20 protein-coding genes are annotated in these 25549 nt (G+C 45.8%); 16 read left to right on the top strand and 4 right to left on the bottom strand.

Annotated features, from left to right (window positions below; genetic code table 11):
- Positions 1-183 precede the first annotated feature (183 nt).
- The 10 genes from FTD44_RS00825 (at position 184) to FTD44_RS00780 (ending at position 14017) form a co-directional block, all read left to right on the top strand.
- On the top strand, positions 184-5259 hold the full coding sequence (locus FTD44_RS00825) for a translocation/assembly module TamB domain-containing protein (protein ID WP_222164731.1): 5076 nt from the start codon (positions 184-186) through the stop codon (positions 5257-5259).
- A gap of 10 nt (positions 5260-5269) precedes the next feature.
- Positions 5270-7588 (top strand): translocation and assembly module lipoprotein TamL, encoded by a 2319-nt coding sequence (tamL, locus tag FTD44_RS00820; RefSeq protein ID WP_222164730.1) that lies wholly within the window; start codon positions 5270-5272, stop codon positions 7586-7588.
- A gap of 93 nt (positions 7589-7681) precedes the next feature.
- Positions 7682-8050 carry a hypothetical protein gene (locus FTD44_RS00815; protein WP_222164729.1) on the top strand — a complete coding sequence of 123 codons (369 nt, stop codon included), beginning with the start codon at positions 7682-7684 and terminating at the stop codon, positions 8048-8050.
- Between the two features lie 119 nt (positions 8051-8169).
- The gene (locus tag FTD44_RS00810; RefSeq protein ID WP_222164728.1) at positions 8170-8964 is read left to right on the top strand and encodes a FixH family protein; all 795 of its coding nucleotides are present in this window, start codon (positions 8170-8172) and stop codon (positions 8962-8964) included.
- Positions 8965-9018: 54 nt separating this feature from the next.
- Positions 9019-11028 carry a TonB-dependent receptor gene (locus FTD44_RS00805; protein ID WP_222164727.1) on the top strand — a complete coding sequence of 670 codons (2010 nt, stop codon included), beginning with the start codon at positions 9019-9021 and terminating at the stop codon, positions 11026-11028.
- A 159-nt stretch (positions 11029-11187) separates the two neighbouring features.
- Positions 11188-11484, top strand: coding sequence for a hypothetical protein (locus FTD44_RS00800; RefSeq protein WP_222164726.1), 297 nt, complete (start codon positions 11188-11190; stop codon positions 11482-11484).
- Positions 11485-11514: 30 nt separating this feature from the next.
- Complete coding sequence (locus tag FTD44_RS00795) at positions 11515-11874, top strand: DUF6970 domain-containing protein (RefSeq protein WP_222164725.1); 360 nt, start codon at positions 11515-11517, stop codon at positions 11872-11874.
- Between the two features lie 48 nt (positions 11875-11922).
- Positions 11923-12174 carry a BPTI/Kunitz-type proteinase inhibitor domain-containing protein gene (locus FTD44_RS00790; RefSeq protein ID WP_222164724.1) on the top strand — a complete coding sequence of 84 codons (252 nt, stop codon included), beginning with the start codon at positions 11923-11925 and terminating at the stop codon, positions 12172-12174.
- Between the two features lie 29 nt (positions 12175-12203).
- Complete coding sequence (locus FTD44_RS00785) at positions 12204-12776, top strand: RNA polymerase sigma factor (RefSeq protein WP_222164723.1); 573 nt, start codon at positions 12204-12206, stop codon at positions 12774-12776.
- A complete protein-coding gene (locus tag FTD44_RS00780; RefSeq protein WP_222164722.1) occupies positions 12773-14017 on the top strand; it encodes a hypothetical protein in 1245 nt (414 codons plus the stop codon). The genes FTD44_RS00785 and FTD44_RS00780 overlap by 4 nt, the downstream gene beginning before the upstream one ends.
- Positions 14018-14092: 75 nt before the next feature.
- Here the strand turns inward: FTD44_RS00780 and FTD44_RS00775 are convergent, their stop codons facing one another.
- On the bottom strand, positions 14093-15214 hold the full coding sequence (locus FTD44_RS00775; protein ID WP_222164721.1) for an endonuclease: 1122 nt from the start codon (positions 15212-15214) through the stop codon (positions 14093-14095).
- 180 nt (positions 15215-15394) lie between these two features.
- Here FTD44_RS00775 and FTD44_RS00770 point away from each other — a divergent pair, with 180 nt between their 5' ends.
- The gene (locus FTD44_RS00770) at positions 15395-17377 is read left to right on the top strand and encodes an alpha-ketoacid dehydrogenase subunit alpha/beta (protein ID WP_222164720.1); all 1983 of its coding nucleotides are present in this window, start codon (positions 15395-15397) and stop codon (positions 17375-17377) included.
- A 68-nt stretch (positions 17378-17445) separates the two neighbouring features.
- On the opposite strand, the gene FTD44_RS00765 is transcribed toward FTD44_RS00770, so the two are convergent.
- On the bottom strand, positions 17446-18225 hold the full coding sequence (locus FTD44_RS00765) for an alpha/beta hydrolase (RefSeq protein ID WP_222164719.1): 780 nt from the start codon (positions 18223-18225) through the stop codon (positions 17446-17448).
- Between the two features lie 127 nt (positions 18226-18352).
- Between FTD44_RS00765 and FTD44_RS00760 the strand changes: the two genes are divergently transcribed.
- The 5 genes from FTD44_RS00760 (at position 18353) to FTD44_RS00740 (ending at position 23359) form a co-directional block, all read left to right on the top strand.
- Positions 18353-18724, top strand: a complete 372-nt coding sequence (locus tag FTD44_RS00760) for a hypothetical protein (RefSeq protein ID WP_222164718.1) — start codon at positions 18353-18355, stop codon at positions 18722-18724.
- A 43-nt stretch (positions 18725-18767) separates the two neighbouring features.
- Positions 18768-20183 (top strand): aminotransferase-like domain-containing protein, encoded by a 1416-nt coding sequence (locus FTD44_RS00755; protein WP_222164717.1) that lies wholly within the window; start codon positions 18768-18770, stop codon positions 20181-20183.
- Between the two features lie 216 nt (positions 20184-20399).
- Positions 20400-21848: a glucosamine inositolphosphorylceramide transferase family protein gene (locus FTD44_RS00750; protein WP_222164716.1), complete on the top strand. Its 1449-nt coding sequence runs from the start codon at positions 20400-20402 to the stop codon at positions 21846-21848.
- A gap of 330 nt (positions 21849-22178) precedes the next feature.
- Positions 22179-22982 carry a DUF3658 domain-containing protein gene (locus tag FTD44_RS00745; RefSeq protein WP_222164715.1) on the top strand — a complete coding sequence of 268 codons (804 nt, stop codon included), beginning with the start codon at positions 22179-22181 and terminating at the stop codon, positions 22980-22982.
- An 11-nt stretch (positions 22983-22993) separates the two neighbouring features.
- A complete protein-coding gene (locus tag FTD44_RS00740) occupies positions 22994-23359 on the top strand; it encodes a polysaccharide biosynthesis C-terminal domain-containing protein (RefSeq protein ID WP_222164714.1) in 366 nt (121 codons plus the stop codon).
- Here the strand turns inward: FTD44_RS00740 and FTD44_RS00735 are convergent, their stop codons facing one another.
- Complete coding sequence (locus FTD44_RS00735) at positions 23360-24493, bottom strand: RsmB/NOP family class I SAM-dependent RNA methyltransferase (RefSeq protein WP_222164713.1); 1134 nt, start codon at positions 24491-24493, stop codon at positions 23360-23362. It lies immediately after the preceding gene.
- Between the two features lie 8 nt (positions 24494-24501).
- On the bottom strand, positions 24502-25410 hold the full coding sequence (locus FTD44_RS00730) for an energy transducer TonB (protein ID WP_222164712.1): 909 nt from the start codon (positions 25408-25410) through the stop codon (positions 24502-24504).
- Positions 25411-25549: the final 139 nt, after the last annotated feature.

Genomic DNA, 25549 nt, shown 5'->3' with positions numbered 1-25549 from the left:
CATATTTACCTCGGACCTGTATCGTTTTTATGCTATGCTGATTTAAGATTAATATAATCTTTTATCCATATGCAGTCTGCACGCGGCTTGCAGACACGTATCCCCAGACCGTGAAAAAAATGTAAATTGTATATAAAGGTATTGTATTACGCGATTTAGACCTTATTTTTGTGAGTATACACAATGAAGAAAGTCCTAAAAGTCATACTATACGTTATTCTCTCCGTCATACTCCTTGTTGTGGCGGCCGTAGTGGTGATCAATACACCATGGGGTAAAGAGCAGATCCGAAAGTACGCTGTAGACTACCTGCAGAAAAAGCTGGATACCAAAGTGTCTATCGGTAAGATCGATTTCAGTATACCTACAGCTGTAAATCTGAGCCAGGTACTGGTGCTGGACAAGCGCCAGGATACCATTGTCTGGGTCAATAAGCTGGATATTAATGTAAATATGTTTAAGCTGATAGAGGGTAAGATTTCTGTCAGTAAGCTGGGACTGGACGGGGCCAATATCAACATGTACCGTACGGCCAACGATACCAATTTCAATTACCAGTTTATCGTAGACTCTTTTGTGGGCAAGAAAGAAGCCACACAGCAAGAGGTGATGGATACCGCCAAGGCATCGCCGGTATATATTGATGCCGGACTGATCGATATCCGCAATACCCGTTACCGTTTTCATGATACTATAGGTGGTGCATTGTTCGGGATCAGGATTAACAGCCTGGTGCTGAAGCCGAGACAGATCGATATCAATACCATGCGTTTTGAAGTAAACGACTTCCGTGGCGATACCATCAACTCCTATTTCTATGCGATGCCTTCTGCACTGCCACCATCTCCGGAGGATACCAGTGCGGGTACAGAGATTTCCATAGTCGTAGATAAGCTATTATTGAACCGGGCAGATTTTGCATTTAAAGATGCAGAGTCGGCAATGGATTTTAATATCCAGACCAAATCCCTTTCGGCAGCTATGCCATACTTCAGCCTGCTGAAGCGTCAGATCAAAATCAATTACCTGAACCTGGATCAGACCCATTCGGGACTGGTATTTAATAAAATAGACCCGAAAGCAAAGGCTAAGGCCAAAGCAGTGCCGAAAGATACCGTGAGCAGTACCGATACCGGCAGCTGGGTCATCTGGCTGAACGACCTGCTGTTCAAGGATGTGAACTTTGCTTTTGATGACAATAATGCACCGCGTCTGAAAACAGGCATGGATTATTCACACATGAATATCCAGAACTTCTACCTGACCGGCAGCGATCTCATGTACAGTGCCGATACCATACTGGGCAATATCAAGAACCTGTCTATGAATGAGCGCAGCGGTCTGAATATACAGACCTTCCGCACCAAATTCATATACCATCAGCGGGGTGCTGTGCTGGACGAATTATACCTGAAGACCCCACAAACCTTGTTGCAGGATAAAATTGCGGTCAGCTACCGTTCGCTGGGTGATCTGAGTAAGGAACTCTCCCAGATGAAACTGGATGTGAATCTGATGAAGTCGGTGCTGAGCTTCAGTGACCTCTTTATCTTCCTGCCGGAGGCGCAGAGACAGCAACTGAAAGATTACCGTAACCAGAAACTGAACTTTAACCTGCTGGCCAATGGTACAGTAGGCAACCTTAATATAATACAGTTATACGCACAAGGGCTGAAACAGACCCAGGTAGACCTGAGCGGCCGCATTTTCGGACTGCCGGATGCTGATAAACTGCGTTATGTATTGAACATCAAAAAACTGAACAGTACCGAACAGGATATCCATTCCTTTGTACCGGCATCTGTACGCCAGCAGCTGGATATCCCCGCCTGGTTTGCCTTCTCCGGTACCATCAATGGTACAACTACAGCATATAATCCTGACCTGCTCATCCGTACCTCCGATGGTAATGCCCTGTTGAAAGGACATTTCTCAATGGCACAGCAGGGTAAGGAAAAGTATGATCTGTACCTGGATGCGCAGACGTTTAATATCGGTAAGATCCTGCGTATGCAACCGCAATTGGGTACCATTACCCTGAGCGGTACCGTAAAAGGGACAGGCTTTGATCCGAAAACCATGGCAGCAGATGTAGACCTGAAAGTGATCCAGGCATTTTACAATGGCTATGGGTACAGCAATATTACCGCACTGGGCTTTATCCGCAACAAAGAAGGACAGCTGGAGCTGAAATCCCGCGATCCGAATGCCTTCCTGACGATGCAGTCTATGTTCAACTTCCGGAACGAATACCCGGCAGTGACAGCCGATATGGCCATCGACCTGTTGGATCTGCAAGCCCTGAAGTTCATGGATACAGAACTGAAATTCACCGGAGATGTATATGCCGATGTCCCTTCAACCAATCCAAATTATCCAAATGGTCTGCTGAGTGTACGCAGTCCTTTCCTGACCTCGAACGGCAAAACATATATGTTTGACAGTGTATACATTAATTCTGCACCACAGGATAGTATACAAAATATAGATGTCAACGTAGCGAATATTATTAATGCTAAGCTTACAGGTAAAATACCATTGCTGCAGATGGGCAATGCCCTGCTGGCACATGTGAACCAATACTATACGATATCCGATACCGTAAGTAATGCGCCGCTGGCCTATGATATGAACCTGTCGGGTACGCTGGCCTATCACCGCCTGTTCCGTCAGATGGTGCCGGAACTGCGTCCTTTCGATACCATACGTTTCTATTCGGTGATCAATCCGAGTTCGCTGAATATCGGGCTTACCGCACCAAGAATCCGTTATGGAACCATGTCGCTGGATACCTTCTCCTTCTCTGCTATTGAGCAGGATCGCAGCCTGATGTATGTAGCGGGTCTGAACCGTTTTACGCAGGGCAGCATACAGTTTTATAACTCCTCCTTGTCCGGTTACCTGCGCAATGACAGCATTGCGTCTTTCGTCAACCTTACGGATGTGGAAGGGGTAGACCAGTTTGGGCTGGGGGTCATCACTTCCATCAACCCGGAAAGCGACATCGTACTGCAATTGCAGCGCGGGCTGAAGCTGAACTATGATGACTGGCTGGTAGATCCTGATAACAGTATCGTGCTGGGCGGAAAAAAAGGATTATACATACATAACCTCGCACTCAGCCAGGGCAACCAGCTGATCAGTGCCAATAGTCGCGATACCTCTTATAACAGTCCGCTGCATATCGACATCCGCAACTTCTCTTTACTGAACCTGACCAAAATGATCAGTAAAGACACCGTTCTGGCCGATGGACGCCTGTTTGTAAATGGTGATCTGGATATGCGCGACAGCTTCCCGAGAATTGTATCCAACATCCGGGTAGATTCCCTTTATGTAATGGGATCAAATCTGGGCGATCTGGGTGCTGATGTACGCAACGAAAATTCTTATAGCTATACAGCCAATGCTACTCTGAAAGGCTACGGTAATGATCTGAGTATTGCCGGTAACTATTACATGAAGCCGGTTAATGGCAATGAACTGGACTTTATCGCCAACTTTAATGCCTTCAGCCTGAAAACAATCGAAGGCCTGACTTTTGGTAACCTCAAGAACAGCAGCGGTATCCTTAAAGGACAGCTGGATATTAAAGGAACAATTGCCAGTCCGTCGATCGGCGGATCGCTGGAGACAGATAGCCTCAAAACAACACTGGCCATGTTCAATACTTATATGAGCATGCCGGATGAGACCATTCGCTTCAATGCCGGTAAAGGATTATATTTTGATCGCTTTAAAATTTACGATCAGTACGGCAAACTGGCTACACTCACCGGAAGCCTGAATACGAAAAACTTTACAGAGTATAGCCTGGATATGACCTTTAAGGCCAATGAATGGCAGGCTATGAACTCCACCTCCAAGGATAATGAATCTATCTACGGTAAGTTATTCCTGAGCGCCACACTGGGCCTGCATGGAAATATGACTGCACCTGCTATTGATGGTAATATCACGATCCATGACAGTACCGACTTTAACTATGCCATGCTGGACAATCCTTCGCTGGTTGCCAATGAAGGTATTGTAATGTTCTACGACGGTCGCGACAGTGGGTATGTCGATTCTGCCGAGCTGAATCTTAAAAAAGCAGCATACCTTTTATCACAGAGCTCTTCGCTGAATGTGAATGTTGATATTGAAAAAAATGCCCAATTTACCGTACTGATCGATCCGGAAACAGGTGACCGGCTGAATGTAAAAGGAACTTCCTTCCTGAATGCCAACCTGGGTTCTGACGGTAGCATGACCCTGACCGGTACGTATGAACTGGAAGACGGATATTATGAACTGAACTATAACCTGCTGAAAAAGAAATTCCGTATACAGAAGGGTAGTATGATTATGCTGGCCGGCGATCCGCTGGATGCCGATGTCAACATCACCGCGGTATATGATGCCAATGCCGCACCATACGACCTGGTACAACGCCAGGGCCAGGAAGCTTCGGAGATGAACCTCTACCGTCAGCGCATGCCATTCCAGGTATTGCTGAAAATGAGCGGTAAAGTACTGAAACCAACCATCAGTTTCGATATCGTCGTAAAAGAGGGTGGACTAAATACCGTAAATGCCACCGTAAAATCATTTGTAGAAAGTAAGCTGGGAGACCTGCGCAACAATCCATCCGATATGAACAAGCAGGTTGTATCGTTGCTGTTGCTGAACCGTTTCGTTGCAGACGATCCGTTTAGCTCAGCCGGTGGTGGGTTCGGATTTGAAAATGCAGTACGCCAGAGTGCCAGCCGCTTCCTGAGCGAGCAGATGAACCGTATGGCCGGTGACCTGATCAAGGGCGTGGAGCTGGATTTCGGGGTGAATTCTTCTGAAGATTTCTCTACCGGATCTCGTGTGAATCGTACCGATTTCAATATCACTGCATCCAAGCGACTGTTCAATGATCGCCTGAAACTGACGATTGGAAATGACTTCGCACTGGAAGGACAGACAGCCGGAGCCACCAATCCGAGCTACCTGCCGGGTAACCTTTCTGCCGATTACCTGCTTACGGCAGATGGTAAGTACATCCTGAGAGGATACCGTAAGAGTGAGTTACAGAATATCATTAATGGTTATATCATAGAAACCGGTCTTAGCTTCCGCTTCTCCCTGGAGTATAACCGCTTCCGCGCCCTGCTGATGGGGCAGCAACGCTACCGTGAATATATGCGCCGTAAACGTGAAGCAGAACGCAAAGCAGCAGAGCAGAAACAGGCTTCGACAATGAACATTACGAATACCTCTACTATTGACTAAATATAGCGCCTTGAAGAAATCGATCCACATATTAACCGGTTTGACGACCCTTTGCTGGCTGATGCTTATGGCAACATCCTGCTCCAATACCAAATATCTGGCTAAGGGGCAAACCCTCTATCTGGGTAGCAAAGTAAAGGTTACCGATACCGCCAGTAAAGACAAAGGCTACCTGGAAGAAATCCTGGGCGATGCCATTCGTCCCAAACCTAATAAAAGGATATTTGGTATACGTTTCAAACTGACCATGTACAACTGGGCCGGAGAGCCCCGTTCGGAAAAGGGATTGCGTAAATATATACGCGATAAGATCGGTGAAGCACCGGTACTGGGAGAGAGCTTTAACCTGAAAAGAAATGAGCAGATCCTGCTGAATAAATTGCAGAACAACGGATATTTCTACCCCGTAATTATATCTCGCCGGGAGGATGATACACTGAAAAAGACCACTAAAGGCTTCTTTGAAATACAGGCAGGTAAGCGTTATTTCATGAGAAATATTGATTACCTCTCCGGAGATACCACCGCGCTTGCTGCAGAGATCCGCAATGTGGCCGACAAATCGCTGCTTAAAAAAGGAAACCCATACCTGCTCGATGCTGTAATGGCTGACCGGGATCGTATAGATGATTACCTGAAAAATACAGGGTACTATTATTTCTCTCCGGATTACCTGATTGCAAAAGTTGATACCGGAACCAATACAGATTCTATCGATGTGTATATGCAGCTGAAGTCGGACCTCATGCCGCCCAAGACATTTCAGCAGTACCGCATCAAGGATATCTATGTCAATACAAACTATGTAGCCCGTAGTAATACAGACAGCACAGCGGCCAATCGCCGCCGTAATATGGATACGATTCCTTATGAGCACTATAGTGTGATACAGCGCCGTGAGAATTTCAGGCCGGTACTCTTCAAAACCGCCATTCAGCAGAAACCCGGAGATCTGTACAGCAAAAGAAAACAGAACCTGACGCTGAACCGACTGGTGAGTTTGAATGCTTTTAAATTTATCAAAAGCGAGCTGACCGATACTTATGATAGTACAGGGCTGCCTCTGCTGACCGCATTATATAATCTTACACCTGCACCGTCTAAAGCACTGAGTTTTGAAACGGCTGCATTCTCACAGAATGATAGCAGGGTAGGTTCCCGTTTATCTGTAGGATGGAAACACCGCAATATATTTAAAGGAGCCGAGCAACTGGAAATTAAGCTCAGCGGTGGTTTTGAGATGCAGTATGGAGGCGCTCAGAAACGACCTAACCTCTACCAGATTGGTCTGGAAACTAATTTGTCAGTGCCGCGTTTGTTGTTCGGAAGCCTGTTTAATGTGTCTACGACCAGTGCATTTGTACCCCGTAGTTATGTTAAGCTGGGCTATAACTACTACTTAAGCGAAACCACTTATCGATTGAATACATTTAATTTTGGTCTGGGATATCAGTGGAAAGAATCTATTAATAAAGAGCATAAGTTATACCCGGTCAATGTGACCTTCGTGCGTACCGATACCTTTAATAATGCATCGGACTTCTATATTAATAATATCATCTTTAACGGGATCATTATCGGGCCTACTTATCAGTTTACCTATAATTCGCAGATCGCGGGCCGTAAAGATGTCAACTTCTTCTTCGACGGACTATTAGATCTGTCAGGCAATATCCTGGGGCTGGCGCAGAAAACAGACCTGAGCAAGGAGCCGGAAAAAATATTCGGCAATCCTTACGCACAGTATGTAAAGATGCAGACCGATTTCAGGGTATACAAAACTTTCGGAAAGGAGAATATGTGGGCCAACAGACTGTTCCTCGGAGCGGGTTATGCCTATGGCAACTCCTACAAAATGCCTAATATTAAGCAGTTCTTTGCCGGTGGGGCCAGCAGTTTAAGAGGCTTCCGTTCCCGCTTCCTGGGGCCGGGCTCCTTCCATACCAGCAAAAGCACCACTAACTTCCTGGAGCTGCTGGGCGATATTAAGATGGAGGCCAATACCGAGTTCCGTACACCATTATACTCTACCTGGCTGAAAGGCGCTGTGTTTGTAGATGCCGGTAATATATGGCTGCTGAGAGATGATCCGACCATGCCGGGAGGAGTATTCACCAAAAATTTCGTCAGGGACATAGCGGTGAGTGGCGGTCTTGGGTTGCGTTTTGACTTCTCTATCCTTGTTCTCCGCCTGGACTTTGGTATGCCGCTGCGTAAACCATGGATGGACCCGGGAGAAAAATGGGTAATCAACCGCATTGATTTCGGTTCCAAATCCTGGAGGCAGGAAAATATCGTGTTTAACCTGGCCATCGGGTATCCGTTCTAAAACATATTCAGTGGCTGACCAATTGGTCAGCCACTTGTCATTTAATACAGTTTCTTTGTCTCTTATTAATGGTAAATACCTACCTTTGCCGCGATGAAGAAAGGTATACTTTGTTTACTGTTCCTGGCTACGCTCTTACAGGCGTTCAGTAAGGTAGTGATCTATATCGACTTCAAAATAAATGAAAATTACATTGCACAAACCTTGTGTGAAAACAAGGCCCGTCCGCAGTTACATTGTAACGGTAAGTGTCAGTTATCCAAACAACTGAAGAAAGACGAGGAGAACAGCAAGGAAAATAAAAAGACCATACAGGAAGCCGTTTACTATTGCAATGCTGCTCATTTCGAGATTGCATTAGTGACTTATTTCCAATCCGTACCTACCTACCAGACGCATGATGCCTCAACGTTACAGGCCGATCAGCAGCGCATATTTCATCCGCCCGATTATTTAGTATAGTGATTTATTGCTGAAGCCATTGGCTTCATTATGTTATCGTACCAGGGTACGCTTGTATTGTTATACCAGCGATTACCATTGTACCTGTATCCATCATTGTATTAAATAAAAAAATAAGAATGAAAAAAATATTTGCGCTTGTATGCGTAGCCATCGCTTTATGTACCTACACTTCCTGTACCTCTAAAAAGAACAACCCTAAGCCAGACATCGAAACACCGGCCAAAAGCCAGTTGGGCACAGCCAATACCACAGACCATACCATAACACTGTATGCAGATACCCCTTTACTGTTTACCGGGTATAACAGATTATATGTAAAAGTACAGGACGCTACCGGTGCAGTCAGCAGCACAGCCAATGTAAGCATTCATCCGCTGATGGAGATGAGCACCATGTCACACTCCGCACCGTACGAACAGGTAAGTTATGATGCTGCTACAGGTTTATATTCCGGAGCAGCAGTATTCATTATGCCTACGGCAGATGATGATGCCTGGAAAATGGAAGTAACCGTAAACGGACAAAAAGTCGCTATTCCCGTTACCGTGGGCACCTTTCCTACAAAAGTGATCAGCATCAGTCTGGGTAGCGATAACACCACATATATCGTATCCCTGCTGCGTCCCGCAGCCTGGAAAGTAGGTATGAATGATGTAGAATTCACCGTTCATAAAATAACCGATATGATGAACTTCCCGGCAGTAGATAACCTCAGTCTTGAAATGACACCGGAAATGCCTTCTATGGGTCATGGTTCTCCGAATAACATTAGCCCGGTAAGCACCGGCAACGGACATTATAAGGGTAAAGTAAATTATACCATGACCGGCGACTGGCGCCTGCACCTGAAAGTGTCAGATGCCAGCGGCACTGTACTGTTACAGGACGCATTTATAGATATTTTATTTTAACCGGAGCAGCCGGCGGCATCTCTGATACCGCCGGTCGTTCACAATAAGAAACATATGCGTATACCTTTATATGCCTTATTGCTGTGCTCCGTACCCTTTATGGTTCATGCACAATCAGAAACTGATTCTGTGCACCACAGCTATACACTCAGTACCGTCAATTATACCATCGCAGGACAACGATACCAGAAGAACTATACCCGCAGCCGGGAGCTGCAGCAATCCACAGATCGCTTGCTGGAACGCATACCGGGAGTAACCATGATCCGCAGGGGAAACTTTGCCATGGAACCGACTTTAAGGGGCCTGAGCGCCGCCCAGATCAACATGACGATAGACGGCATGCAACTGTTCGGTGCCTGTACCGATCGTATGGACCCGATCAGCTCCTATGTAGAACCCAATAATATGGAGCGCATACAGCTGGGGTTCAGTCCGAACGGAGAGCAGCATAATGCAAGTGTGGGTGGTGGACTTAATTTCAGCCTGAAGCAAGCACAAACCGGTGCAGCAAAAGTCTGGTCAGGGCTGGCTGGGGCAGGGTATGAGACCAATGCCAGCGCTACGCAAACCATTGCAGCACTGCAATATTCCCGTTCCCGTTTTGCCATAAGTGCAAACGGCGTCTGGCGCAGAGCCGGTAATTATACCGCCGGTAAAGGGCAGGAAATTAATTTCTCACAATACAATAAATGGAACCTCGGCCTGAGTGCCGTATATCTCCTGAAGCCCAATCAGCAACTGAGGGTAGATTACCTGCAGGATGAAGGGTATAACATCGGCTATCCAGCACTGACGATGGATGTCTCTTTTGCCAAAGCAAAAATAGGATCGGCCAGTTATATATATACGCCTACAGGAATGAAGCTCAAAAGCTGGGAGAGCAAAGTATATTATAATTATATAGACCATGCTATGGACGATACCAAACGTCCGGCCTGGCAGGTACCCATACATATGGATATGCCGGGCACCTCGCAGACGATGGGCTTATACTCCAGGGCTAAATGGTATTATACCAATCATTTTCTGGAAGCCCAATTCACCGCATACAGCAACAGGCTACATGCCGAAATGACGATGTATCCTAAGAATGCAGCAGAGATGTTTATGCTCACCCTCCCGGATGTGCAGCGTACCGTATATGGCATCGATCTTAAGGATAAAATATACCTGGGGCAGGACTGGACATTGAGTCCGTCCCTTACGGTGAACTATGTACAATCAGATATCTATACCGAACTGGGTAAAGAAACATTGTCCAGCCTCTTTACAGGCTCCCTGGATCGTAAAAACCTTATCTGGAACGCAGGTCTGAATGCAGAGAAACATATCAATGGCCGATGGACGCTGTTCGGACAGTTGAGCCGTGGTGCCCGTAGTGCTTCTGCTCAGGAACTATATGCCTTTTACCTGTTCAACCGGATGGATAATTTTGATTACATCGGTAATAAAGACCTTAAACAGGAAACCTCTGTAAACGCCAGCCTGGGCATGTCCTATCATCAGCACCGGCTGCATATACAACCGCAACTGTTTGTATATCGCTTCAGCAATTATATAGTCGGCCAGCGCAAGCAAGGGTACAGCACCATGACGATTGGTGCCAGTGGTGTGAAGCAATATGTCAATATTCCGGATGCTTTACTGTATGGCGGCGAATTATATGCTACATACCGGCCATGGGATAAATGGTATATACAATCTACCAACAGCATCAGCATAGGGCAGGACAATGCCGGTAATGCTTTACCGCTCATACCCCCGTTTAAGTCGATAAACCGCATCGAATATACACCGTCAAAATATGGTTTTTATGCAGAAAGCATCAGCCAGAGCCGGCAGGATCGTGTCAGCACAGCAGTGTACGGAGAGCGGGCCTCGGCAGGATTCACCATATTTAATGTGGGGGCCGGACGCAACTTTGCAATAGGGAAGAATACCCTGAATGTACACGCAGCAGTCTATAATATACTGGATAAACAGTATTACGAACACCTCGACATCCTCAAACTCTACCGTCCGGGCAGGAATTTGGCCCTTAACCTCAGCCTGACTTTTTAGCAATACATACAATTTTGCCATCATAATATGCTGTTTCTGAAAGGAATCAGCATATTTTTTTTCATTTTTCTAAGATTTGTTAAATAGTCTGCGTCTATATATATAACCCTGTCCCCGGTAAAAGGGATTGTATATTTTACCCTGTAAACCCTGTCTATCATGAAAAAGTATTTAGTGGCTTTAACAGTATGGAGCGTAATCGGACTGAGTTCCTGCATCCGATGTGTAAAGATGAAGTATGTTACTGTTGTAAAAGACTGTACCGGCGTATACCTGAGAGATCAGCAAAAGGATTACCGCGTGTGTAACCATGAGATGCTGGATGGGTATAATAACGGAGCAACTGTTCAGGCTCAATACAAGACTATCGGTTCCTGCCCTACATTGGATACCGGCGCCGTATGCGCAATGTTGCATGCTTCCGAAGGACTGATAGAAATATATTCGGTAGAATAATGCCCGTTATAACCCTTTAAATGATCCGTCATGAAAACGCTAACCCTATTTTCTATGTTGACACTGAGCACCCTATTGCTCAGTTGCGATAAGATTAATCCGCCCGGCTGTCCTCCTCCATTCGGGAAAGAATGTGTAGAGCGGAAGTTACTGGTCTTCCAGGAAGATGAAAATACCTGCGCAGATGCCACCATCAATTCATATATGTTCCAGGGCGAACTGGTGTATGTGATGGATTATGGCACCTGTATTGCAGATATGACTTCTGAAGTGCTGAATGATGATTGCCGCACACTGGGCTACCTGGGTGGTTTTGCCGGTGGCAGTACCATCAATGGTGTAGATTTCTGGAGCAATGCCATATTCGTTGCCCAGATCTGGCATAAATAGTATTGAATAAATCCCTATTTATTATATAACCCTAAAAAAAGTAAAACCATGAAAGCAATCATCAGTATTTTAGCAGTAGCAATTGTAGGATTTTCTTCCTGCTCTAAAAAATGTTCAACGGCAGATGGTCCTTGTAATGACAAGGTGCCTGTAGGTGAAGCTTGCCAGGCTTATTTTCAGCGCTGGTTCTTTAACCCTGCAACCAATAGCTGCGAGCTGAAAGCATACAGCGGCTGTTCTCAGAAAGGCTTTGCCACAGAGCAGGAGTGCAATGCATGTAAGTGCAAAAAAGATAGTTAAACGTAAAATTAATACAGGCAAACCTGTAGATGGATTATATAGACGAAAAGCTACATTACCTGATTACCGGATGCATTAAAGGCGAAGCCTTAATGCAAAGGGAATTCTATTACACTTATTACAGCACCTTGATGAAGGTGAGTATCCGTTATGCGCCTACCTCCGAAGATGCGGAACAGTGGGTGCATGACGGTTTTTTGAAGATATATAATAACCTGGGACAATATAAATTTGAGGGATCTTTTGAAGGATGGATCAAACGGGTAATGAGTCGCGTATGCCTCGACCAGTTACGTGCGATCAACGCCCTGAAAAATGAAGTAGACAAGAACACCATTTACAATACCGACAGCCATCTGCTCGAGAGTCCGATAGAAAATGAGATACACCGTAAACTATCTGCGGCCGATATTGTACACATACTAAAGAAACTACCGGAGAAGCAAAAAGTTGTATTCAACCTTTATGTATTCGAAGGGTACAGTCATAAAGAAATCGCAGATGTACTGACTATAACCGAAAACCATTCGCACTGGTTATTATTCCAGGCGCGGAAAACCTTGAAAAGTATTTTGACAAACGCACATAATTTTCAGATATGAGTGACGAGATCAGAGAGCAGGAATGGAAGGCCATGTGGGAAAACCAGGAGTTTAAACCTCCTGCAGACGGCTGGGAAAAGATGGCGCGCGCGCTGTCCGGAACAGACGTGGCCCCGGCTCCGAAGCTGATACCTTGGTGGGGCTGGCGTCGTTATGGTAAAATAGCGGCCGCAGCAGCAGTGCTGAGCTTAGGTACCTGGAGTATCTGGCAGTTCAGCGACCAGTCGGATATGACCAGAAATGCTTCCGAAACCATGATCGCACAGGCTCCCAAACAGGAAGCACCTACTCCTGCGGCCGTTGCCGCACAACCGCAAAGCGAACACACTACCGATGCCATAGCACCGGTAAGCAATGAAGCGCAGCATACCTTAGCAGCATCGACAGCAGTGCCGGGAAATGCTTTACAGGAGCTGGACTATACCTTCAGGGAAAAGCCGGAAGTTGAGATACTGCAGGATGTTCCGGTAATCGTTAAGGTACAGGCCGAAGAGATAAAGGACCCAATCAATATTACACCAGTCAAGCCATTGCAGCCGGAAGTGTCATCTAAAGAACTGGCTGGCAATAAAAGCAATCGTTCCGGTTTCGAACCGATTACCCATCAGACCAGCTATTTTGATGAGCCGCAGCTGGACAAATCGATGAGTATCGGACTGGCCGCAAACATCGGTAAGCCCAACCTGGGTAATGTACAGTATAATGTTGGTGTTGTTCTGCGTAAAGAATGGACAGATGCCTTTTATACCGAAGCCTCTGTAAGCATGGCTGCAACCGATGTGCGCTTCAGTGAGCATGCACGATACGGTATCTCCTATAAAAACGGAGAAATGGTGAGCTCAGACGGATTGAATGCCACTGCTGCCAATACAATAGGAGAGACGCAGAATATATACGGCAATAATATCCTTGGTGTAGGTATTGCACCGATGGTCGGGTATAAAGTGACCAAACAGGTGTCCCTGTCCGTTGGGGTAGACTTGTATCGCAACATCAATACAGGCCTTAACCTGTATTATAACAGTGATATTGCCCAGAAAGACATCAAAGCGATGTCTATGGTGAGAAATGTATCCCAATGGGATTCCGGGGTGAAAGGGCAGCTGGGTGTCCGCATCAATAAAGCACTTTCTGTACTGGGACAGTACCGCCAGGGACTGACCAATTATATCAGTACCGATCAGAAAAGCTATAAAAGTAGTCTCTTTAATATCGGGTTAATGTATCGCTTCCAGCCATAACCGGATTTGGAGTATATAAAAAAGTGTTGCGCGCCGGCTATGCCGGCGCGCAACACTTTTTTATATACTGTATATTTATTCTTTAACCAGTTTCCGGACAGCCAGACCTTTTGCAGTCTTCACCTTCAGGATATACACCCCGGCAGGATAGTCACCCAGGTTGATCTGTTTACTGAAGCTATTTGCATTCACTGCTTCCTGATTCCAGATCATACGGCCATCCAACGCTTGTACAGAGATCATCTGTATGGCATCCTGTACTGTTGTTTCAATATTGATGTATACTATACCCGTAGATGGATTGGGGTACATGGCCACATAAGCCAGTTGCTCCTGCACCGGTATAATGGCGGTCGGCGTATCCGGTCCGCAATTCGTATTGCCCCAGATACAATCCACATATTCCGGATGGTCAATATAAGGATTACGGTTATGCTGATAGGTATATGCGGCATTATTACGGTCAATCTCTCTCTGGCTCACCGGGTCCTGGTGATGCCATTGCAATAACAGATCAGTATACCATTGCTGCAGTCCCCTTGTAGTGGTACCATCCAGGATATTACCCTGACTGAAGCTGGGAACACTGCTCTGGTAGCGGGTTACAAAGTAAAAAGTTGCACGGGCTATATCTCCCTTGAATTCATCGATCGGCTCAAACACAGTGCCAGAGTAGCCTGCAGAACTGTTGGCGCCCAGTTTAGAACCATTGCTCGAAGTCCAGGTCGGGTTATTCACTTTTCCGTAAGGATAATTGCTGCGTTTGCCATTCACAAATCCGTCTGTAGGAATCACAAACTGGATGTCATGCTTCATCGGAGCATTACTGTTGAACAGGCTTTGCGGCACAATATGCTCCCGGTTATAACAGTCTCCTTCACTATTGTAATTACCACAACGGTCGCTGGTTTGCGAAGCACTGTAGGTATACGCATCCGTACCACTCGGTTTTTCGGAATACATATCCAGCAGGGTACCGTCATTTTCATAATAATGATCTACATCAGTTGTCTGGTAACCAGTATACAATCCGCCGTAACCATTATCTATATGCCCCAGGCTGATGATATTGGAGAGCTTTGTTTTCAGGGCATAACCCGTATAGCCGTTTGCCGCATTATAGTAACCGGCAGGGATCTGTGCCCATACCGCAGCAGTACCGGCCATGAATAATGTAAAGCAGAGAAATTTTTTCATATCACACAAAAACAGGCGCCAAAGGTAGATCGATTATACAATGATCGGCCTTTTGTTATATCATCTTTCTGTTAAATTGAGTGCGCACCAAAAACACTTGACTTGTGCATAATTTATCTATATATACGGCCGTGGCAGATAGGTAAAATATATTACCTTTGGGCAAATTTTTTAGAATCCATGCAATTTGATCATAAGCACTTCGACAAAGACCTGTTGATACAATTATATGCGGGCCTGGTAAAACCCCGGATGATAGAAGAAAAGATGTTGATTTTGCTGCGTCAGGGCAGAGTAAGCAAATGGTTTAGCGGTATTGGCCAGGAGGCGATTGCCGTAGGAGCTACTATGGCGCTGGACAGTGATGAGTATATCATGCCCCTGCACCGCAACCTGGGCGTATTCACCGCCCGTAAAATGCCTTTTTCTAAATTATTCCTGCAATGGCAGGGCAAAAAAGAAGGCTACAGTAAAGGCCGTGAGCGTTCATTCCACTTCGGTAGTAATGAGCACCATATCTGTGGTATGATCTCTCACCTGGGACCTCAGCTGGCTATTGCTGATGGTATTGCCTTGGCACATAAATTACAGAAAGAACAAAAAGTATCCCTTGCCTTTTCCGGCGATGGCGGTACCAGTGAAGGAGACTTCCATGAAGCGCTGAATACAGCAGCTGTATGGGGTCTGCCGGTTATTTTCCTGATCGAAAACAATGGTTACGGATTAAGTACTCCGAGCAGCGAACAATTTATCTGTAAGCAACTGGCCGATAAAGCTGTTGGTTATGGAATGGCTTCAAAAATAATAGATGGTAATAATATCCTGGAAGTATACCAGGCGATCAAAGAAGCGCGCGAATACTGTATTACAGAGCAGAAGCCGATCATGATCGAAGCCATGACCTTCCGTATGCGTGGTCATGAAGAGGCCAGTGGTGTGAAATATGTACCGAAAGAACTGTTTGAATTATGGGGCAAGAAAGACCCGGTACAGAACTATGAAGACTTCCTGAAAAAAGAAAATATCATTGACGATGCGCAGATCGCAGCGATCCGTGAAGCGATTCAGCAGGAGATTGAAGCCGGTCTGGAGATCGGTTTTGCAGCGGAAGCCATCAAACCGGATACTGCAGAAGAAGTAGCAGATGTATTTGTGCCATATAAAGCAGAAAATACAGTGATTACCGATAGCTGTGCAAAGAGCGAAAAGAAATTTATCCAGGCCATCAGCGATGCCATGCGTCAGGCTATGGAACGTCATCCAAAACTGGTTTTGATGGGTCAGGATATCGCTGAATACGGCGGAGCCTTCAAAGTAACCGAAGGTATGATGGAACAGTTTGGTAAAGAGCGTGTGCGCAATACACCATTATGTGAAAGCGCCATTATCGGTACTGCACTGGGTCTGTCCATCAAAGGATATAAAGCTATGATGGAAATGCAGTTTGCCGATTTCGCAACGGTAGGCTTCAACCAGATCATCAATAACCTCGCTAAAATTCATTACCGCTGGGGACAAAATGCCGACGTAGTGGTGCGTATGCCAACAGGTGCAGGAGTAGGAGCAGGTCCGTTCCACTCTCAGAGCAATGAAGCATGGTTTACCCATACACCGGGATTAAAAGTAGTATATCCTGCCACACCGGAAGATGCCAAAGGCTTACTGCTGGCCTCTTTTGAAGATCCTAACCCTGTTATCTTCTTCGAACATAAAGCCTTGTACAGAAGTGTAAGCGGACAGGTACCGGATGATTACTATACCATCGAGATCGGTAAGGCAAGACTGGTGCAGGAAGGTAGCGATGTGTCTATCATTACTTATGGTAGCGGCGTACACTGGGCTACAGAGTATGCGAAGCAGCATCCTGAATTGTCTATCGACATCCTGGATCTGAGAACGCTGTCTCCGCTGGATTATGAAGCTATCGAAGCCAGTGTGAAACGAACCGGTAAAGTATTACTCTTACATGAAGATTGTCTGATGGGTGGTATTGGCGGAGAAATTTCTGCATGGATCTCTGAAAACTGTTTCCAGTACCTGGATGCGCCTATCGTGCGTTGTGCCAGCCTGGATACACCAATCCCATTTGCTATTGAACTGGAGCAGAACTTCCTGGCTAAGGGCAGACTGGATGAGTCTGTACAGAAGCTGATGCAATTCTAAAATATCATATTACAATTCGGAATAAAATAGCTGTGGCGCACCAAAGGTGCGCCACAGCTATTTTATAGCTATTTTTCCTTCAAAAATTGGAGTATATACTGATTTATCTCTGCTTGCTGGGCCTCCGTACCACCATCATCCATATCATTATGAATCGTTGCGGGTAGTTTAATGATTTTTATGCCCAGTTTCTTCGCCTCTGTCTCTGCTGGCAATACACCCTCGTCTGCAGGCTGATCGCTGGATCTAAGCGTGTAAATCTTTGGCTTCCTGGTGCGGGGCAGGGCCATACGCCTGTTGTCCAGTGTAATTACCTTCGAAACAATACCCGGATATTTTTGCGGAAACAGCGCACTCATATCTCCGCCATTGGAATGCCCGATCAGTATAATGTTGCGTGTATTACACTGTGCAGAATAATGCGCCTGTGCATAACGGATTACGAACAGGATATTATCCGCTCCTTTTTCCCAGAATGGTCTGCGAACAATCTGTGGCTTCCCCTCCATCGGAATCAGCTCATCTGTAGGGAGCTCATGCTGTATACTGATGACCATATAGCCCTGCCAGGCCAGGAAATTACAGATACCCCTATAGGTAAGATAGCTGCCCGGATCATTGGCGCCATATCCATGACTGAGGATGATGAGCCCGGGACTGATAATGCCTGGCATAGGTCTGAAAATAGCTATAGGAATAGGCCGGGAACGTGCTTTGTCGAATAGGGTAAGCGTATCCGGACGCACCGTCAACAGTGATTTTTGTTGTTTTTGCTGTGCATAAACTCCTTTAGGTAAACCAGGCAGTAAGCATAAAAGTAAGCCTAGCAGCGATACTATGCGATTCATAGAGATTGTTTTATGGCACTAAAAGTACAAAATATATACAGGTCAAACTGTGTCCTATTTAATAGGCGTTTCTGTATCTGTGTCCATTCGGGTATTCGGTCTAGCTTTACAGTATAAAAATCTGGTTATGAAAACAATAGCTCATCAACACAGGGAAGTGCACTATAGTCCGGTATACCTGTCCGGCCTCAAATCACTGATTGATATTTACCGTGAACAAGGTGCCGGTACCGTACTTAATGCCGGTTTTGGACTGCCACTGGTACAGGCCAGCCTGGGTACCGAAGTACTTGGTTTTTCGTCGGTCAGTATTTCAGAAGAGGGTAGTCTGGTCATCCGTTATTTTGGTAAAGCTGGGTTTGATACAACTGTTATCCGGCAAGAGTTAGCGCAAAGAGCACAAGAGGAGCTGGATCACTCTTTCGGTAAGGTTGAGGATGTAGCTGCGATGCAGACACAGATCACCAGGCTGATCGGCTGGCTGAATAATTGCAATTAGCCACCGGTATTATTATACCTTTGAAAGAGACAATATTATGGCTGTGAGAAAAGAAATACTTTATCTTAAGATAGCACGCGTACTGGAAGAGCAGGTCGTTAATGGTACCCTTAAACCGGGCGATAAATTACCCTCTTTACGATCGGTACAGAAGATGTATAATGTTAGCCTGAATACGGCCAAACTGGTATTCTGGGAGCTGGAAAGCAAGTCACTGGTAGAATCCCGTCCCCAGTCCGGCTATTTTGTGAGTCCGGCTGCTGAGCGAAAGCGTTCTTTGCCTTCTGTGGGGAAGATCAAAGCTACATACCGGGAGCAGCAACCGCAGGACCTGATCACCAAGGTATTCGACACCTTGTATGATAATGAGATTACCCAATTTTCCCTGGGGCTTCCGGATCAGAGCCTGCTGCCTATTGCCAAGCTGAACAAGGGCATTATCAATGCCGTGCGTAATATGAAAGATGGTGGCGTCAGTTATGAGCCGGTGCAGGGCAATCTCAACCTGCGTCGTACGGTAGCCAAATGGTCACTGATACTGGAAGGGAAAATTACGGAAGATGATATCGTAACCACTTCCGGCACCATGAATGCCATTTTTAATTGCCTGATGGCCGTTACCCAGCCCGGTGATACGGTGGCGGTAGAGAGCCCGGTATATTTTGGCATTATTCAGATCGTCACTTCGCTTAAACTGAATGTGATAGAGATTCCTACACATCCCGTAACCGGTATAGACCTGGATGCGGTTAAAAAAGTATTACCTAAACTGAATGCCTGCTGTTTTATCAGCAATTTCAGTAATCCGCTGGGCTGCCTCATGCCGGATGAGCATAAAAAAGAGCTGGTACGGATGCTTACTGAATATGATATTCCACTCATAGAAGATGACCTGTACGGCAATCTCTTCTTCGGACCTTCAAGGCCCAAGCCTTGTAAATACTACGATGAGGCGGGTATTGTTATGTGGTGTGGTTCGGTATCTAAAACGCTGGCCCCGGGTTACCGTGTCGGCTGGGTGGCCCCTGGCAAATACAAGGATAAGATCATTCACCAGAAACTGCTGCAAACCATATCCACGCCCTCTTTATACCAGGAAGTCGTGGCTGACTTTATGAATTACGGTCGCTACGACCATCACCTCCGCACCTTCCGCAAAACACTGTATGCAAACTGTCTGCGATACCAGCGCGCAATAGAAATGTACTTCCCCGATCATACCCGTATATCGCAACCACAGGGCGGTTTCATGTTATGGCTGGAGCTGGATAAAAAGGTCGATACGGCTGAACTGTTTGACATCGCTATCAAACAAAAGATAGGCTTTGCTCCGGGACGTATGTTTACACAATACAACCAGTACAATAACTGTATGCGACTGAATTATGGCCTGGCCTGGAACGATAAACTGGAATTTGACCTCAAACGCCTTGGAAATATGGTTAAGGATGCCCTTTAATCGGAGAATAGTTCACTTTTATTATAAACTAACTGTTAAATAGGCTCATATATTTTTATCTGCGATTTTATTTGAATACTTTTCAGTTGCTTAGCGGTCTGGCACTAGGCCGTTAAATACAGTATTGCCAGCTAAGACCTATTGAATACTGTAGTAATATGAATGAGTAATGTATAACCGGTCCTGAAGAACCCCGGTGAAAACGTATGATTTAATATGAGTGAGCTACCGCTTTACCTGATTGTCTTGCATAAAACAATCAGCGCTTATGAACGTGCCATATTACGTGCTTTGCTAGAACACGCAGGAGATTATTGTGCTGTGTATATACTGGATACAGCACGCCCAACAGTCAAAAAAAATCCCATCCTTTCTTTTATAGATCGTCGTTTACTAACCTTTAAGGTACCTGCCCTGGAGTCTTGCGCATTGGAAGATACCCTGTCTGACTATCCCGGCCTGCAGCGGTATGAAGAAGGAATAACCGCAGCCTGTACCTATGCCATATGCCTTACGGAAAGTGTACTGGAAGCACTGCCACTGACATTCAAAAAAGCATATCGTCCGGAAATGGATAAAGATCACTGGTACGATGCGGCCATCAGGAAAGAACAGTATACCAATGTGCGGTTGTCATCACGCCAAAGCGGCCATACCTGGGAAACCTGCCATGAATTATCTTTTGCAACAATCAGGGGAATATATAATAACCGCGATAAGGCATTATACTACCTGACCTACCTCGTATTAGGCCAGATCAAAGATAATCCACGCCCGGTGCATCTTTCAAGGTATCCATCCTATACGATGAGCCATCTGATAAGATACTATCTCAGACTATGCCTGTTTCTATTAATGCGTAAGCTTTGTTTCTGGTCCGGAAAGTACAGCTGGAAGATAGCCCTGATCCGTCAGGAAAAAGTATCTTTTATCGGGCAGCCTGAGAAGAGCTTCTGGGCCGATCCCTTCCTGGTCCGGAAGGACGGCGAAAATTTTATCTTTTTTGAAGAGATGGATCGGAGTGCCGGCAAAGGACATATTTCGGTAATCATGCTTGATGAAAATGGGAAATCATCCGGCAAGCCTGCGAAAGTACTCGGACAGCCGTTTCATTTGTCCTTTCCGAATGTATTCAGATACGAAGATCAGTATTATATGATGCCGGAACAAAGCAGCTCCGGTAAGCTGTCGGTTTATAAAGCAATACAGTTTCCCCATGTATGGGCAGAGGAAATGGTGATGATAGAAGGCATGAATATACTGGACCCCTTATGGCTATTTCATGAGGGTAAGTACTGGCTCTTCTTTAATAAAATAGAAGAGGAAGAGTATGATAACAATGAACGCTTATATATTTACTATTCCGACAATCTGTTCAGCACTGACTGGAAGCCACATAAAAAGAACCCGGTGATTATAGATATGCACAAAGCCCGTAATGCAGGGCAGATCTATTGTAAAGAAGACATCCTGTACAGGCCCTCTCAGAATTGCGGAGCAACCTATGGTTCCGAAATCATGATCAACAGGATCGTAAAACTGAGTGAAGAGGAGTATGAAGAAGAGGCTGTAGAGCAGCTAAGCCGGTATAACAAATACTATGGTATGCATACCTTTAACGGAGATGAACAACTCCAGATCATAGACCTGTTGGTTAAAGGGTAAATTGCTTTATTTTCTGTGGAACCGGAAAACCAAAAATACCCCGATAATCCCGGCCGAGACTATCAAAGGATATTTTCAGTTTCAGTGGTTTTAGCTGTTAGGTGTGGTTCTGTTTAAAGTGTGTTTTGTTTTAGTTTCTGAAGCAAAAGTAGGTTCAATATTCCAGCCAGTAAAAAGTCCGGCACTAACTTTGGTTGTGTTTTTTCATAAAAGTATTGTGTACAGCACTATGCAACCATACTTTTGATGGGTATCGCATACCATAGTGGCTGTCTTCCCCTTTTAATATACCGGTGCATTGCATCTTTTTTGTAAATTGCGGCTATGAAAATGGTACATATCCTAGTAGGTGATATCGCCGGAGATGCGGTTAAGCAGGCATTGTCTTCAGATACAGAAGAGGCTTCTGTAATGGTGGTTAAAGATGTATTTAATGTAGGACCCCTGCGTTCAGAAACCCTTAAGTTTTCTGAGCTGCGCAGCCAGTTCTGGCAAGAGGTGTCGGGTGATCAGCATGAAATAGTGGTTGATGATCTCGATCGCCTGATGGAACTGTCTACCAGCCTGACCAATGAAACCATTGATCAGGTATGCTTCTGGATGGGTAGTATTCCCGCAGATGTATGTACTTATTTCTGGCTGCTGCATTTTCTTAAAAAGCATATGGGCAAACTGTATGTCATCAATATCAATGGCCTTCCATTCCTGGATGATGAGGGTAAACTATTCTATCCCGAAAGCATTGCAGCCTTGCCTCCGCGCCAGGTATTGAAAGCGCTTAAACTAGCCAGGGCCATTACCCCATCAGAATGGGAGACAGAGGGAGATGAGTGGAAGCGACTGATTCATGAAGAGGGGATGGGCGTACGCCAGAATGAAGGTGGCCGTAAGATCAGCAGTAAACCCATTACTGCTTATGATAAATTATTGCTGGATGCCTGTACGGCACAGCCTCAGAAAATCAATAAACTCGTGGGGCAGCTGATGGGCAAACATAAGATCTATACCGGCGACCGATTCCTGATCTGGCGCCTGCGTGAGCTGGAGCGTGCACAGAGACTCAGTCTCACAAAAGATACTGTAAAATTGTTTGACGGATCGGCCGCTACAACTTCGGAAGAAGTGGCTTCTTAAATTATACCACCATGGTACGCATTACTCCATTAGAATTAATCGGGACAGATGACAGGGGTTATACCTGTGAATACTTTCATGAACGCATGGGCAGACACCTGGTTATCTTTCGCAAAGCGGGTACGATCAGTGGCAACCATTATCATAAGGGCACATCACTTTCCAAACAACCGGAAATACTGATCCTGCTTTCCGGTACTGCTATATTACGTTATGGCAATATACAGGAGGCGGCAATTATCCGTGTAGAACTGGATGTACCCACTAAAATTGAGATAGATCCCTATGTATGGCATGAACTGGAAACCAAGACCGACTGTACATTGATCGAGCTGGGTTCCCTTTCCGAGCATAATGCAGATACCTATCGTATCTGATTAAGGTTTGCGTTGGATTAATGCAGCGTACATACTGTCTGCATGTGCATCCACTCCATTCAGTAACTGTTCGGCAATCAACTCCATATCCGGGTTCGTTTGCAGGAGGCGTTGTACTACGGCTTCATTCTCAGCTGTAAATACAGAACAGGTAATATACAGGAAATAGCCGCCCGGCTTCACTTTGCGACAGGTGTTGCGCGCAATGCTCCATTGCAGGTCTGCAAAATGCAGCAGCTTATCGGGGTGAAAGAAATAAAACTGTTCCGGCGTGCGGGCCCAGGTACCGCTGCCAGAGCAAGGTACATCAGAGATTACCCAGTCATACTCCCCTTGGATTTCGCCAGACACCGCACCGGCATCACTGCTATCCACAACCTTGGTCTGCACAAATTTATGGCCATATAACCTTGCCCGTTCTTTCAGATTGTGCAGTATCGTAGGGCGGATGTCTGTAGATAATACAGTGGCCTCAGAATAAGTATCTTTCAGCAATAGCATCTTGCCGCCTGCACCAGCGCAGGTATCCCATACTTTAATTGCTTTCTGGTCCGCATCCGCATGCTGTTTCAGCAGATCCATACTATGCTGGGAGCTGTAATCCTGCACTACGTAATCCTTAGGGTCCAATAGCTTGTCGATCTGTGTGCTGTTCGGCAGGGATATAGCATGTTCATCAGGCAGGGTATAGCTGATCTCCTGCTGTTGTAATATTTGAAATGTTCGTTCGCGGTTATGGCGCAGGCGCAGGAACAATCGCGGTTGTTGCAACATCGCTTTCTTCCAGGTATCTGCTTCCATGCCGCTGGTAAGCTGTATGCCGGGAAATGGAGCTGTTATATCCCATTGCACCGGGTGGGCTTCCATGCCATCCAGCATACGCTGAAGGAAAGCATTTTCTATGCCGCATTGTAACATACCCTCCCGAACAATATCCCATATGTTCTGACTGGATGATGGCGTCACAAACCGGGCAAACCGGTAATAAGTATATATCGCATCTGAAATGGCTCTGCGATCGCGTGAGCCCAGTTTTGGATGCGCTTTGAAATGTTGCTTTAAGTGATGGCTAAGGGGCAGCTTCCCGTCGTATGAACCGATGAGGGTTTCTACTGCCTGTCTGAGGTAGTACATGAATTATTTTATCGGCCGGTACCGGCTTTGAAATTGATTATGATCACACCATTCTGCTCAACAGGAGCAGACGGTAGTTTGTTGAAACGGATGGCTTTTATTTTTTGCTCTGCAATAGCACGTATCGTACTGTTTGCTGCAGAAAGAATCGTGTAGCGGGTAATGGCACCATCACGGTTCACCCATACTTTCACACTTACTTTACCACCTTCGCGGAATTCTGCTCTTTTATCCGGGCTGGCTACAATACTGCGGCCGTTAACCCCGCCACTATAACTTAATCCGTTAGGATCGCCACCTGGCTTGCCTTTCAGCCCGTTGCCCGTACCATCACCACGACTGGTTGCACCTGGTGCATCCTGGTCAGATCCCGTGCCACCAGGACCAGTACTACCGTTATAAGAATATTTCGGAGTAGCATTACTGCGCGCACCTGTATTGGTGCTGGCTGCAGCATTACGGCTGTTACTGTTGTTAGACGGTTGCGGAGGTTTATTATTAGGTCGGTTATTGGATACCGGAGTATTCGGGTTAGGTGTTTTATTATTGGTCACTGCACGTTTCAGCACTGCTGTAGAATGTGCATGTTCTGTTGTCGCAACCTCATCATTGGTCTCATCCTGGTTGATGTCAGCTTCGCTGCTGGATGAAGTTTCAGTGTTGCCACCATCAGCACTGCTGCCGGCATCGGCCGTAGCCGTAAGCGGGGCAGGGGCGCCCATGACCATTTCAGCTGGGTCAATACCCAGGCCATTATCCGAAGTGCCCAGTGCAGTAGTCAGTTCTACATCAAAGGTCTGCAACTCAGGCGGAGCCACAGACTGGTATTTCACAAAGAAAAAGGCCAGCAGCAGCAATGCGTGTATGCCCAGGGTCAGCGATAATGCTTTGGTATTTTTGACGCTTTCGAAAGTCACTACAGAATGGTTTTACATGCAATAATACTTATTTTTTGCAAGATAAGCGGTTAAGGAAATACTTAAAATGCAGATATGGTAAACTTACAAAATGTTTAGTCCCGTATTTGACAACAATTTCTTAAAGAGGGATTAAGAT

Source organism: Edaphocola aurantiacus, from assembly GCF_019797745.1.
In the GTDB taxonomy this organism is placed as follows: domain Bacteria; phylum Bacteroidota; class Bacteroidia; order Chitinophagales; family Chitinophagaceae; genus Edaphocola; species Edaphocola aurantiacus.
The sequence above is the reverse complement of the archived record's forward strand: the minus strand, read 5'-3'. Positions and strand labels throughout refer to the sequence as shown.

Coding starts and splice junctions, on each gene's coding strand:
- FTD44_RS00825 (WP_222164731.1), top strand. CDS start 184: ATGAAGAAAGTCCTAAAAGTCATACTATACGTTATTCTCTCCGTCATA.
- FTD44_RS00815 (WP_222164729.1), top strand. CDS start 7,682: ATGAAGAAAGGTATACTTTGTTTACTGTTCCTGGCTACGCTCTTACAG.
- FTD44_RS00810 (WP_222164728.1), top strand. CDS start 8,170: ATGAAAAAAATATTTGCGCTTGTATGCGTAGCCATCGCTTTATGTACC.
- FTD44_RS00805 (WP_222164727.1), top strand. CDS start 9,019: ATGCGTATACCTTTATATGCCTTATTGCTGTGCTCCGTACCCTTTATG.
- FTD44_RS00800 (WP_222164726.1), top strand. CDS start 11,188: ATGAAAAAGTATTTAGTGGCTTTAACAGTATGGAGCGTAATCGGACTG.
- FTD44_RS00795 (WP_222164725.1), top strand. CDS start 11,515: ATGAAAACGCTAACCCTATTTTCTATGTTGACACTGAGCACCCTATTG.
- FTD44_RS00790 (WP_222164724.1), top strand. CDS start 11,923: ATGAAAGCAATCATCAGTATTTTAGCAGTAGCAATTGTAGGATTTTCT.
- FTD44_RS00785 (WP_222164723.1), top strand. CDS start 12,204: ATGGATTATATAGACGAAAAGCTACATTACCTGATTACCGGATGCATT.
- FTD44_RS00780 (WP_222164722.1), top strand. CDS start 12,773: ATGAGTGACGAGATCAGAGAGCAGGAATGGAAGGCCATGTGGGAAAAC.
- FTD44_RS00775 (WP_222164721.1), bottom strand. CDS start 15,214: ATGAAAAAATTTCTCTGCTTTACATTATTCATGGCCGGTACTGCTGCG.
- FTD44_RS00770 (WP_222164720.1), top strand. CDS start 15,395: ATGCAATTTGATCATAAGCACTTCGACAAAGACCTGTTGATACAATTA.
- FTD44_RS00765 (WP_222164719.1), bottom strand. CDS start 18,225: ATGAATCGCATAGTATCGCTGCTAGGCTTACTTTTATGCTTACTGCCT.
- FTD44_RS00760 (WP_222164718.1), top strand. CDS start 18,353: ATGAAAACAATAGCTCATCAACACAGGGAAGTGCACTATAGTCCGGTA.
- FTD44_RS00750 (WP_222164716.1), top strand. CDS start 20,400: ATGAGTGAGCTACCGCTTTACCTGATTGTCTTGCATAAAACAATCAGC.
- FTD44_RS00745 (WP_222164715.1), top strand. CDS start 22,179: ATGGTACATATCCTAGTAGGTGATATCGCCGGAGATGCGGTTAAGCAG.
- FTD44_RS00740 (WP_222164714.1), top strand. CDS start 22,994: ATGGTACGCATTACTCCATTAGAATTAATCGGGACAGATGACAGGGGT.
- FTD44_RS00735 (WP_222164713.1), bottom strand. CDS start 24,493: ATGTACTACCTCAGACAGGCAGTAGAAACCCTCATCGGTTCATACGAC.